Raw genomic sequence first — 12842 nt, forward strand, 5'->3', positions numbered from 1 at the left:
AAAAAGTTTAGGTAATTTCCATAAGTTTTATAAGAAAGTGCCCATCCAGTATCACAAAGTCTAGAGAATTTATACCTTTTACTATAATGTCTTAATTGCTTTTTCTTTATTTACCCTTTACATTTTTATTTATAAATGCACCTACGCGACTTCGTCATCTATTACAAATTTTGTCACGTTAAGTCATTCTTTTCAGTGAAAATATTTACTAAGTGCATAATAATATATTGATTTTCATTTTTATCTAGTGTTACTGGCAACTCTAATTCCTTTTTACTCCAATATTCTTTTGCATGCGAATATGCTAACTTATTTGTTATTTGCTTCCATAATTCTTTCGGCATAGTCTCAATTGTTGTTCCATCTTTTTGCCTCGAGAGTACCATTGCTATGTGTATCAGTAGCATTTCTTCTATATCGCCATTATCATAGCTCTTTAGGTCTTGATCTATTTCATTTAAAAACTTAATATCAAGATCATTAATTTTATTAGCTTTAACCAAAATATCTAATTTTCTTTTAGTTTGTTCTTGCATTACTTTGACACTCCCTAATATTCTGGAAAAATTCTCCAAAAAATAACTTTTTTCTGTATCTACGACAACTACTCAATATCTTATTGTTATTTGTAAAGTGCCTTTTATGAAAGTATTTACTTTTTCAGTAATGACGCTTAAGCAAATCCTTATATTAATTTGCAACTCACTTTTTTACCATTTGAATGATAGATAAGTTATATTCTATAACTTATCTCTATCCAATCAGCAAAGTGTTTAAACCTTTTTTAGTGTTCTTATCAACTTGTTTATAAAGCACTTAAACCAGGTTGTTCTGTTGCCGTAATGTACCTAATCAATTGCATAGTTTGCATTTTAAAATTCCCTTTTTTGCATAATATTCAAAATATTGTATATTAGATATAACTAGAGTATGTCTAAAATATTCTGTTTTGTCAATATCAATACTAAAGTAATTTTTCTATTTACTAAAGGATTTCAAAACAAATCAATTAATACATACTTCTGCCTTAACAAAATCAATGTTCTATATCATTCTAAGTACATTTGTCGCAATTTTGTCAAATCTGTATCAGTAAAACCCAGTGCTTTTTTGAAAAAAGTTTCAAAGTCACCCCAACCGCCACGAATTGTTTCTGTAATACCGCGAATAGCAATGCCATCTCCCTTAGTTACGTTCATTTTTGCAACCATCTGAGCTATTTCATCATTGCTTGGTAATTGCCGTGAAAGGGCAAAGTCATACAGTTTATTAGTTAACAAGTAATCGCGAGCAATTGTGTCATCGTTAATACCTAGAGCCATTAAAATTAAAGCTGATACCATACCCGTTCGATCCTTACCAGCACTGCAATGATAGACTAAGGCTTCATTTGCTGGTAGCTTTAAAAGCTCAGTAAAAATTCGCGCAAACATCTTGCGGCTATGTTCACTAAGCAAAGTTTGTTGGTATATTTGACCAATAAAGTTATTATTCAAATCTGGAATGTGGTGCAGGAAACGAAAAACTTTGTGTCCATTTGGTCGATCTCCGGGATCTTCAGAATAAACTGGTAAGTCGACATAATGAACCCCTGACCATGCTTTATCAGGAGAAGAGTATTTTTCATACTGCGAACGTAAATCACAGTCAATTGAGACATTCAGTTCTGCCAACTTAGTTTGGTCTTTTCCAGTTAACGAACTAAGTGAGTCGGAACGATAAATCTTATTCCATTTAACAGTTTTTCCTTCTTCATTTTGATAACCACCAACATCCCTAAAATTTAGCGGTCCATCTAACTTAACTATTCGATCATGTGCCAATTTTCTCACCTCTTCTTATCTTAATTATCTCACTTAATTACCATGCGCAAATGCCTGGGTTGCTTTGACCGCTCGTTTCCATCCTTGATACAAATGATCACGTTCTGCCTTTGCCATTTTACTTTCAAAAGTTTTGCCAACAACAAAAATATCTTTTAGCTCATCAACGTTTTTCCAGTAGCCAACTGCAAGACCAGCTAAGAAAGCTGCGCCCATCGCTGTTGTTTCTAAAGTCTTAGAACGCTCAATTTTTATACCCAAAATATCAGCCTGGAACTGCAACAAATAATTATTATTAGATGCGCCGCCGTCAACTCGCAAAGTCGGAATTTGGATTCCCGAATCAATTTGCATCGTATCGACAACATCACGTGTTTGATAAGCAAGCGACTGCAAAGTTGCCTTGATGAAATCATCCTTACTTGTTCCACGTGTGACTCCAAAAACTGAGCCGCGAGCTTCCGAATCCCAATAAGGCGCACCTAACCCTGTAAATGCAGGAACAACATAAACTTCATTTTCAGATCTAGATGCTCTTGCAGCCTGCTCAGAATCAGCTGCTTTTTTAATCATCTTCATTGAGTCACGCAGCCATTGAATCGCACTGCCAGAAACAAAGACTGAACCTTCAAGCGCATAATTGATCTCGCCATCTAGCCCATAAGCAATTGTGGTCAGCAAATTATTATCAGATTCTGTTGGTTCTTTACCAGTATTCATCACAATAAATGATCCGGTACCATAAGTGTTTTTAACCATACCTTTTTTTAAGGCTAACTGGCCAAAAAGAGCTGCTTGCTGATCTCCTGCAATTCCAGAAATCGGCACTTCGCCCCCAAAAAACTTATATGCCTTTGTATAGCCATACACTTCCGAATTTGACCGTACTGCTGGCAATATCTTTTTGGGAATATTAAGCATGTTTAAAATATCGTCGTCCCATTGCAAGTCGTGAATATTAAAAAGCATAGTTCTAGATGCGTTAGTATAATCAGTAACATGCACTTCTCCATCAGTCAGTTTCCACAATAACCATGTATCAATCGTTCCAAAAAGCAAATCCCCTTTCTCAGCTCTTTCTTGGGCGCCATCAACATGATCCAAAATCCAACGGATTTTAGTCGCGCTAAAATATGGGTCGATAATTAAGCCCGTTTTTTTATGAATCATCGCACTATAGCCATCAGTTTTTAACTTTTCGGCTAATTCGTTAGTTTGCCGCGATTGCCAAACAATTGCATTATAAATTGGTCTGCCAGTTTTTTTATCCCAAATTACAGTTGTTTCACGTTGATTAGTGATACCAATACCCTTAATTTGCTCCGGCCGAATCCCTGAGTTAATAATTGCATTAGCAATAGTGGTTTGCACCGCATGCCAGATTTCTTCAGGATCATGCTCTACCCAGCCAGGTTGGGGAAAGGATTGTGGGAACTCTTTTTGCGAAGAAGAAACCTTATGACCTTCATGATCAATAATCATTGCTCGGGTTGATGTAGTTCCTTCATCAATTGCCATAATATAGCTTTTCAACATAATGTGTCCTCTCTTAAGAAAGCGGTTCATTATAATTTTACTATTTGACCGGGCTTTTACAAGAAATAATTATCGCACCGCTGACATTTTAGGTTATACTGATGAGGTCAAACATAAGAGTTTCATTAAGAAGAGGACATATTATAATGAAAAAAGAAATAATCGCCTTAACTATTGCCGGAAATGACAGCGATGGTAGTGCAGGGATGACCGCCGACTTGCATTCATTTTACGCAAGACAAGTATACGGCATGGGACTCTTAACTGCCGCTGTTGCAGGCAATACAATTGGAATTTATGCGCAGGAAGTAATGCCAATTTCATTTATTCAAAAACAATTTGAAGTACTAAATGAAGACTTTAAAATTGATGCTTTAAAGACCGGAATGCTTGCCAATAAAGAAGTCATCGCCTGTGTAGCTGCTAATTTACACAAATATGATATGGGTAAAGTTGTTCTTGATCCGGTCATCATGACCAAACACGGCGATACTCTGTTAGATGACGATGCTTACCAAGCCTTTTTGAATGATTTATTACCTCTTGCCGATATCATTACACCTAATTTCTATGAGCAACAAAAGTTAACGGGACTAAAATTAGATACTGAAAATGAAATTAAGCAAGGTGCGCAAAAGCTGCAACAGATGGGCGCCAAAAACGTCTTGATGAAAGGACGCCATGATAATACTGCGCAAAATAAAGTAACCGACATTTTGCTAGCTGAAGATGGTCACTTTCATGAGTTCACTAAACCATTCATCAACACTGAAAGAATAAACGGAACCGGTGATACCTTATCTGCGGTTATTGCTGCTGAACTAGCTAAAGGCACATCGATTATTGAAAGTGTGACGATTGCTAAGGACTTTACTTATGAAGCAATTGCTCATCCAATTGAAGTAGGCTCCAAGTACGGGCCAATTAATCATTTTGCTGCGCAAGAGAATATTGACTAGTTTTAAAACGGAGTAAGAATTGATTGTCAATTTGAAATGACTCACTTCTACTGACCTCGACCAGATACTAGCTATTTGGCTACAAGACAACATCGATGCACATGATTCCGTCTCTCCAAGTTATTGGCAAAACAACTTTGATGATATTAAAAAGGCTTTATCATCTGCTAGAACTACAGCTATCTGCTTACGCAAAAAATATGAGTGCGGCATGTTTTTACAAGTAAAAGCAGTTTGAAATTATTACACAGCAAATTGACTCAGCGACTCAAGAAACTGAATATCGGATGCGGCGCAAAAATTAACATTTTATAGCGATTGGAACTGCTGAATAATTTTTTTGCCCCTCGCGCACCTTTAAGATATACTTGAACAAGATATAGGAGCTGGTACACGATGGCGAATAAGACTATTAAGATTGCATACTTGTATGAAGATTTAATGAACACCTATGGTGATTCCGGTGATGTTAAAATCATTCGTTTTTTGTTAAAGAAACAAGGCTATTCTACCCAGATAAATAATGTTTCTCTAGGCGATGAATTTAATGCTTTTGACTATGACTTTATTTTTTTTGGTGGCGGTCAAGATTTTGAACAAACTGTGATTGCCAAAGATTTGCCTAGACATAAGAAAACTTTAGCTAAATACATTAATGAAGGAAAACCCATGCTTGGCGTTTGTGGTGGTTACCAACTAATTGGAACTGACTATAAGACTAGTTCTGGTGTTACGATTAAAGGGCTGAACATCCTACCTTTTCACACTGTTTTCAAGGCAGACAAGCGAATGATTGGCGATACCCGCTATATGAGCGAATGGGGCGAAGTAAAAGCTTTTGAAAATCATTCAGGACAAACATATTTTGATGATTCTGATAAGCTTCATCCCCTGGGCGAAATGATTGAAGGCTACGGCAATAACCCACAAGACCACGTCGAAGGGCTACGCTACCGCAACTTTATTGGAACATATTCACATGGCCCTCTTTTGAAGAACCTCAATGTCGCTAACGCCATTGTTGAAATTATTTTGAAATGGCATGACGAACGTGTAAAACAAGCAGCAATGAAATATTCAGCAAACTAAGCAGCATTTTTTGAGTGCTGCTTTTATAGCATATTAATTTTCAAATACTTTAAAAAGGTGATAATTTTGACAACAGCTAAAGACGTTGCAGCATTGGCCGGTGTTTCAATTGGATCGGTCTCAAATTACTTAAACGGTAAGCATCAAAGAAAAAATACAACAGAAAATATTAAAAAAGCAATGGAACAGCTAGACTACCATCAGAACATTATAGCTAGTGGCCTTAAAAAAAATAAAACCATGTCTATCGGCATCGTCATAAATCAACTAACTGATTTCTTTTCCATGTCAATTGTTTCGTCAATTGAGAACTATGTTGAAAAATTCGGATACAGTATCATTGTTTGTGATTATCATGATGATAAAGAACGATTAGAGAAAAAAATTGATTTTTTGTTAAAACGGTCAATTGATGCAGTAATTGTTTTTCATCAAGATCAATGTACGCCTATGTTAAAAAAAGTTTCTGATAGCAACATTCCACTTGTTGCAATTGACGCTCCAATTAAAGGGCTTAAATCGGACGTAGTAGTTGTTAACAATTATGAATCTTCAAAAGCAGGTATCAATCACTTAATAAGTAAAGGATATCGCAATATTGGAATTATAACGGGGTCAGCCCAAAATTATATTTCTCAAGAACGTCAACGGGGATATGAAGATGCTTTGAAAGAAAACAAACTACCTATTAGCAAAAAAGTAATCTGGTCGGGAAACTATACCGTGCCTGCTGGTTATCAAGGATTTAATGAATTAATTAGCAAAAATCCAGATTTAGATGCGCTTTTTGTTATTAATTACTATATGTCCTTAGGAGCACTAGAAGCATATCGCCAACAGCATCAGAAAAAAATTGAATTCTTGGTATACGACCATTTCTTTATCAATGATATCTTCTTCCCTGAAATCAGTTCAATTGAGCAGCCTGTTAGTCAAATCGGAATAACTGCCGGAAAGCTATTAATTAATAGACTATCGCACCAATCTAGCGCTGATTTTCAAACTATTTATTGCAATAACATTTTCCACAGTGAATAGAAAGCGTTTGCTTTAAGCTGGGTAACGGTATATAATTGAGTTTGAATTTGAAATGGTTCATTTTTAAAGTGATTTTGTTTTTACCTTAAATATCGATACATTTTTAAATTCTGATTTTTTAGCAAAACTTGAATCGTTTCAAGTTAAGGAGGAAAAGAAAATGAATATTCTATTAGCCTGTGGTGGGGGGATGAGCTCATCTATTTTAGCGACTGCTTTAACAAAAGAAGCTGCTAAACATAATCAAAACTGGAAGGTTCATGAAACCAGTATTGATAAAGTAGCTGACGATTTAAGTGAAGTCGACTATCAATTAATCTTATTAGCTCCACAAGTGTCCTTTAAAAAGAAGGATTTCGAAGAAGAAGCAGAAAAGAAAAATGCACGGTTCATCTTAATCCCGATGACAATGTATAATCCTGCTAAAGTTGACAAACTGTATGAACTAATCATAAAGGGGACAGAATAATGAATTTTGATAAGATTTCAGAAAAAATGGGAGCTATAGCTAATAACCGCTACTTGACTGCCATTAGAGACGGTATGTCAGTTATTATTCCTGTATCAATAATCGGGTCATTCTTTACTATTCTATTGAATTTACCAATTGACTCATGGAAGAGCTTTATCCAACCATATGCTTCAATGCTCTCGGTACCGATGTATTATTCCATTAACTTGATGGCTATTTATTGTGTATTTTCAATCACTTCTCACTTATCTAAGTTTTATAAGGTTGATCCAATTTCAACCAGTGTCTTAGCTGAAATGTCATTCTTTATTTTAGCCATTGACCCAATTGTTTTGGATAAAGCAAAGGCTGGAATTGCTCCCGGCACCTATATGTCAATCGGGAATATGGGGGCTCAAGGATTGTTTACAGCTATCCTATGTGCAATTTTCACTGTTGAAGTTGTTCGCTTATTCAACGAACACAATTTAGTAATAAAAATGCCAGACGGTGTCCCTGCTGCGGTTGGTAAGTCATTTAGTGCACTACTGCCTGGCGTCTTAATCATTGTCATTTCTTTTGTTCTCAAGGAAATATTCAAGCTAGATATCAACAAAATTCTAATTTGGATCTTCTCACCAATTGGATATTTTGGCCGTGATACATTCTTATCTGCAATTATTCCAGTTCTTTTAATTACAATTGTTTGGCTTTTTGGAGTTCACGGAATGGTTATTGCAACACCTATTCTTTATCCATACTGGTATGCAAATCTGAATGCAAATGTAACTGCTGTTGCTCACGGGCACGCTCCGGTACACTTCATGACTGAACAATTCTTCCAATGGTTTGTTTGGGTTGGTGGTGCAGGTGCTACCCTTTCGTTAGCAATTCTTTTATTAGTATTGGGCAAATCTAGATTTAGTAAAACAATGGGAGCTGTCACAATTGTTCCCGCTATTTTCAACATCAATGAACCTTTAATTTTTGGTATTCCAATTATTATGAACCCATACTTTGCAATTCCATTTGTTTTGGCTCCAACTGCCATGGCTGCAATGACTTATGTTGCAATGAAATTGCATCTTGTTGCTTACACTACTGCAGTTGCCCCTTGGACTTTACCAGGACCGATTGGCGCATGGATGGCAACCGGGTTTGACTGGCGAGCAATCATTTTATGTCTGGTCAACATTCTAATTTCTATGGTAATTTACTATCCATTTTTCAGAATGTTTGACAACAACCAATTAAAACTAGAAAAGGAAGCCCAAGAAAATGAAGGGGATCTCAGTTTATCCGAATAAAAGTAGCGTTAATGAGTGCATCGAATATATTGATCGTGCAGCAGATTTAGGCTATAAAAGACTTTTTACTAGTCTGTTGGAACTGAACGAAAATAAGGAAGAAATTCTTAATAAATTCAAGAAAGTTCTTGTTCATGCTCATGATAAAAAGATGTGGGTAAGTTTAGATGTTAATCCCGGGCTATTTGAAAGTTTAAACGTGAGCTATAACGACCTGTCTTTTTTTAAAGAGTTAGGTGCTGACATAGTTCGTCTAGATTCAAACTTTGATGGTATGCCTGAGTCTATTATGACTTATAATCCCGAGGATTTAACAATTGAAGTTAATATCAGTAATGACACAGGAAATATCGAAAATATTCTAAGTTATCGGCCAGCCAAAGATAAAATCATTGGCTGCCACAATTTTTACCCTCAACGCTATACTGGTTTAGATACTGATTATTTTTTGAGTACTACACGTAAATATCAAGATTTAGGCATTAGAACAGCAGCCTTTATCTCATCTAACACTGGAAAAGTTGGTCCACATCCCTATAATGCTGGTCTACCCACCCTTGAAATTCACCGAAATTTGCCAATTGAAAAACAAGCTCAATATTTAGTCAATACACAATTAATTGATGATATTATTATTGGCAATGCCTTCGCTAGCGATGACGAACTTAAAAAAGTTGCTCAGTTAGATTCGAAAATCCCTCAATTTTTTATCGAATTTACTCCAAATGCATCAAATTTAGAAAAAGAAATTGTCTTGGACAACTTACATTTCAATCGTGGTGACATTAACAGTTATGCTATTCGTTCTACTTTTGTAAAACTAAAATATAATAAGCATGATTTACCTGTTAATAATTCTGTAGATACGCTCAAAAGAGGAATGGTAACAATTGGAAATAATGATTTTAAACAATATAAAGGTGAACTAAACATTGTTAAGCAAGAAATGGACAACCATGATCATTTAAAAAACGTGATAGCACAAATTATCCCTAGTGACTTGCAGTTTATTGACTTTATAAAACCGTGGGATAAATTCAAGTTTATTGACCTTGAAAGATATTAAAGGAAGTATATATGGAAGGTTTAGAAGAAATTAGTTTTGAAATTATTAGTCATTCAGGACAAGCAAAATCTGAAATCATGGAAGCCGTTTCGCGCTCAAGAAGCGATAGTGCGGACCCGCAACCATTACTTGATTCCGCGAAAGAAGAATTAAAAAAAGCTCAAAATTTGCACTTAAAAGTTTTATCAGATTTTGCGAAAACTGCCGAAAATAAAATAGATCCATTGTATATGCATGCCGAAGACCAAATGATTACGGCTGAGAGCTTTTTAGATTTTGCAACAGAACTAATTAAAACAAATATGGAACTAAATAAGCTAAAGCTGGAAGATAATGAAAAGTAACTAGTATCAGTTAATTAAAAAGTACTCTGTAGTTTGGAACAAGTGAAAGAAAGATAATGAAAGTAGAAACTAAAATCAAAAATTTTGAAAAAATGGGAATTGGCATGTTTGTGCATTGGGGGCTATACTCTAAGTTTTCTAAGGGAGAATGGTCTCAAAATATTTTAGACATTCCTTCATATCAAAAGTCATTTAATGAATTTAATCCTACAGAAGAAAATATTCGTAACTTAGTCAAACTAGCTAAAAAGAGCGGCTTTAAATATATCGTACTAACAGCTAAGCACCACGATGGATTTTATCTATTTGACACAAAAGGCATCAACAGTTTTGACTGTGTCCATACCCCCTTTAAAAGAGATATTATTAAAATTTTTACGGATGAATGTCATAAGCAAAAAATTGCTCCTTTTATTTACTATGCCACTTACGACTGGAATAACGATAAATATCTGAATGATTTTAATGGCTATTTAGCGCAAATGCGGAAGCTAATTAAAATTCTGTGTACTAATTATGGTGAAATTGGTGGTTTTTGGTTTGATGGCAATTGGGATAAGCCAGATGCTGATTGGCAGGAGAACTTACTTTACGAAGAAATTAGACAGCTTCAGCCTAACGCCATCATTACTAATAATACTGGTCTAGAAAAGCAAGGAGTTAGTGAAGGGCGTGAAGTTGATGTATTGACTTTTGAACGGGGTAATCCCCAAAAAATTGATCATATGCAAAATCACCGATACTTAGCCGCGGAAACCTCCCTAACCCTCAACAAACATTGGGGAAATGCTCAAAACGATCTTAATTATCTTTCTAGCCAGCAACTAATTGAACAAATTTGCAAAACACGTAAAGTAGGTGCAAATTTATTGATTAATGTAGGCCCCGAATTTGATGGTTCATTAAATATTCATTGTCAATCACTAATTCAACTAGTTGGGCAATGGATGGCTATCAATCATGAAGCTATATATCAAACTGATAACTGTGAGCACCAGACTTGCTCAACTACTTCAAACAATAATGATTTTATTAAAGGTGACTATTTATTTGTTGACGGACTGGGCAATATAGGCAACAGCAATGTTGTACTTGGTGGCGAAAAAGCTCGAAAATTAGTATTTACTAATTTCCCTGTTCAAAAGATTGACCATATCACTTGGCTTGACAATAAAAAAACAATTATATTTAAGCAAGATCTTACAACTAATACCCTTGAAATAGAAGCTGATGGTTTTGAATATGGTACTAATTTAGTTGAACGAGTAGCCAAGATTTATTACCAATAGAATCTAGTTTTTGTTAATCGTAAATAAATGCTAGTTACTAATAGCAAGAAAAAGACCTAGTTTCACTCAAAATTGTGAAACTGGGTCTTTTTTAGTTAAATCTTGTCTTTTGTCCAACTCTACTCATCGTAAGCCACTTGCCAGAATTGCAATTTATGATAGCAACTCCACGCAAGAGCATCTTCATATGATTACGTTGTTCTTCAGAGACATTTTTGCAACTGGATTAGCTAAATGGTCTCATTGATATTCTTGAAAGGATAGCTGTACTAAATAGTTCGTTCAAGTCTTCAAAAGTAAAAGCTCGAAAATTATCTGTTTTTACAACTTTTCTGCGAGCCGACATTCAAGTCATCTTTGGTCTAACTGTTGTTCTGATCAACCTAAAGTCGTTTAGCCGCATTAAAGAGTTAAACAATATGTAGTGCATAATCATATGTAACAATTGCCTGCTTTTTGGTAGCGCGAGCAACCTGCTCAAAGTCTGCCATGATTCCCAAAAACATCTTTTTTTGATCAGCAGCAATATGTTCTGATGAAATATAAGCAACAACATTTAGAGAATATGATGAAAATCATTTAACCAATATGTTCCGCTTGCAGCCTTTTTACTTCCCAAAAATCATCTACTTTGCGAGGGAAACTTTAACTGCACCTCTTTAATCATTCGATTCTGATTAACGTTTATCAGCAAATCTAAGCCTGTCATAACGACACCTTTTAAACGTAATTTATTGAAATAGAACCAAACCTGCTCGACCCTTGGAGAATTACTGTTGGTCCTTTACCTCTAGGCGCACCATTAATTTCCACTTCACCAAAAATAGCTGATAAGTGGTCTTCCACCTTCCAAGACTGCGGCAAAAAGATTGACACTTCTCCCATTGATGAGTTGATATCTATGGTTACAGTATCCCCAGCGGGTTTAGCAGAATCTAGATAAACGCTAGTCTCACCCATTGTGGAATTGATGGTTACCGTTTCAAGGTTTTGTGAGTGTACATAACGAGAAACCTCAGACAATTTTTGATTAATTACGACATCACGTTCATCGTTTCCATTATTATTAAACTCACGTTTAGTAGATGTGAATTCTCCGTCTTGCCAACTATCATTATTTCGTCTGCTGTTTACAAAAAATGTTGCAGAGTGATACCAATTTTTAGGAAAAATCAAGCACAATCCAGCATAAACCAAACAAGCAGCTAAAAGCAATGTCCATGGAACAATCTGCGTAATATGCAGAGGTTCAGCATAAACGATCAGCAAAAATGCAATGGAAAAGACCATTCCAAAAATATTCTTTCCGGCAATACTATTAATCAAAGTTATTCCAAAAATAATCGTCCAAATAATTGTACCTACTCCAAGATGAAATGATAATATATGTAGTTGATTCATGATAATAAAGGCAGCTGCTCCAACCAGACCAATCCCCCAAAGTACTTCTTTAATTTTTTGCTTTCTCATTATGATGACCTTCTTTCATTTAATCGATCACTTAAGCTGTGATAATAGCGGCGTGAAACATATACAACCTTGTAAGAATCTCGGAAATGTACTTGACAGTTAGAAATTGACCTTGTTAAGGCATATATTTGTTTTAGGTTCAAAATGGTCGATTTTGACACTCTCATAAACTGACTACTGAGCAAATTCTCCAGCTCATATAGTTTGTAATTGACACTAAACGAATCACGTTTTGTGTGGGCAATCACTTGGCGTCCTTCGGTCTCAAAGAACAAAATGTCATCTAAGTCTAGGTAGTATGTCAGCTCATCTTTATTGCACTCAAGCTGATCAGGCCTTTCACTTAGTTCTTGCAATTGACGATAAATTTGTTCAACTTCTGGTGACAATTCCTTAGCGTGAATTGTTACCATTGGCTCATCCGTTTCTGGGTCAAGATCAATTTTCACTTTCAAGATTCTCACCTGCCT

The 12842-nt window shown here is 35.5% G+C and carries 13 protein-coding genes; 8 read left to right on the forward strand and 5 right to left on the reverse strand.

The window, feature by feature from the left end; all coding sequences use genetic code 11:
• Positions 1 to 173: 173 nt before the first annotated feature.
• From AC2JF9_RS04720 to glpK, 3 genes are all read right to left on the reverse strand, one after another.
• Positions 174 to 536, reverse strand: coding sequence for a PRD domain-containing protein (locus tag AC2JF9_RS04720; protein WP_500725639.1), 363 nt, complete (start codon positions 534 to 536; stop codon positions 174 to 176).
• A gap of 513 nt (positions 537 to 1049) precedes the next feature.
• Positions 1050 to 1823: a tyrosine-protein phosphatase gene (locus AC2JF9_RS04725; protein WP_500725641.1), complete on the reverse strand. Its 774-nt coding sequence runs from the start codon at positions 1821 to 1823 to the stop codon at positions 1050 to 1052.
• A 33-nt stretch (positions 1824 to 1856) separates the two neighbouring features.
• Complete coding sequence (glpK, locus tag AC2JF9_RS04730; protein ID WP_500725642.1) at positions 1857 to 3359, reverse strand: glycerol kinase GlpK; 1503 nt, start codon at positions 3357 to 3359, stop codon at positions 1857 to 1859.
• Between the two features lie 146 nt (positions 3360 to 3505).
• Here glpK and thiD point away from each other — a divergent pair, with 146 nt between their 5' ends.
• The 8 genes from thiD (at position 3506) to AC2JF9_RS04770 (ending at position 10902) form a co-directional block, all read left to right on the forward strand.
• On the forward strand, positions 3506 to 4318 hold the full coding sequence (gene thiD / locus AC2JF9_RS04735; RefSeq protein WP_500725643.1) for a bifunctional hydroxymethylpyrimidine kinase/phosphomethylpyrimidine kinase: 813 nt from the start codon (positions 3506 to 3508) through the stop codon (positions 4316 to 4318).
• 396 nt (positions 4319 to 4714) lie between these two features.
• On the forward strand, positions 4715 to 5407 hold the full coding sequence (locus tag AC2JF9_RS04740) for a type 1 glutamine amidotransferase (protein ID WP_500725644.1): 693 nt from the start codon (positions 4715 to 4717) through the stop codon (positions 5405 to 5407).
• Between the two features lie 66 nt (positions 5408 to 5473).
• The gene (locus tag AC2JF9_RS04745) at positions 5474 to 6445 is read left to right on the forward strand and encodes a LacI family DNA-binding transcriptional regulator (RefSeq protein WP_500725645.1); all 972 of its coding nucleotides are present in this window, start codon (positions 5474 to 5476) and stop codon (positions 6443 to 6445) included.
• 160 nt (positions 6446 to 6605) lie between these two features.
• Entirely contained in the window at positions 6606 to 6914 is a 309-nt protein-coding gene (locus AC2JF9_RS04750) for a PTS sugar transporter subunit IIB (RefSeq protein WP_500725646.1), read from the forward strand.
• Entirely contained in the window at positions 6914 to 8203 is a 1290-nt protein-coding gene (locus AC2JF9_RS04755) for a PTS sugar transporter subunit IIC (protein WP_500725647.1), read from the forward strand. The genes AC2JF9_RS04750 and AC2JF9_RS04755 overlap by 1 nt, the downstream gene beginning before the upstream one ends.
• The gene (locus AC2JF9_RS04760; RefSeq protein WP_500725648.1) at positions 8175 to 9269 is read left to right on the forward strand and encodes a DUF871 domain-containing protein; all 1095 of its coding nucleotides are present in this window, start codon (positions 8175 to 8177) and stop codon (positions 9267 to 9269) included. The genes AC2JF9_RS04755 and AC2JF9_RS04760 overlap by 29 nt, the downstream gene beginning before the upstream one ends.
• 11 nt (positions 9270 to 9280) lie before the next feature.
• Entirely contained in the window at positions 9281 to 9613 is a 333-nt protein-coding gene (locus AC2JF9_RS04765; protein ID WP_500725649.1) for a PTS sugar transporter subunit IIA, read from the forward strand.
• 56 nt (positions 9614 to 9669) lie between these two features.
• Positions 9670 to 10902, forward strand: a complete 1233-nt coding sequence (locus tag AC2JF9_RS04770; RefSeq protein WP_500725650.1) for an alpha-L-fucosidase — start codon at positions 9670 to 9672, stop codon at positions 10900 to 10902.
• Positions 10903 to 11622: 720 nt separating this feature from the next.
• On the opposite strand, the gene AC2JF9_RS04775 is transcribed toward AC2JF9_RS04770, so the two are convergent.
• Both AC2JF9_RS04775 and AC2JF9_RS04780 read right to left on the reverse strand, forming a co-directional pair.
• Entirely contained in the window at positions 11623 to 12372 is a 750-nt protein-coding gene (locus AC2JF9_RS04775; protein WP_500725651.1) for a LiaF transmembrane domain-containing protein, read from the reverse strand.
• Entirely contained in the window at positions 12372 to 12827 is a 456-nt protein-coding gene (locus tag AC2JF9_RS04780) for a LytTR family DNA-binding domain-containing protein (RefSeq protein WP_500725652.1), read from the reverse strand. Before AC2JF9_RS04780 ends, AC2JF9_RS04775 begins: the two co-directional genes overlap by 1 nt.
• Positions 12828 to 12842: the final 15 nt, after the last annotated feature.

This window comes from Lactobacillus sp. C449L (assembly GCF_059900815.1).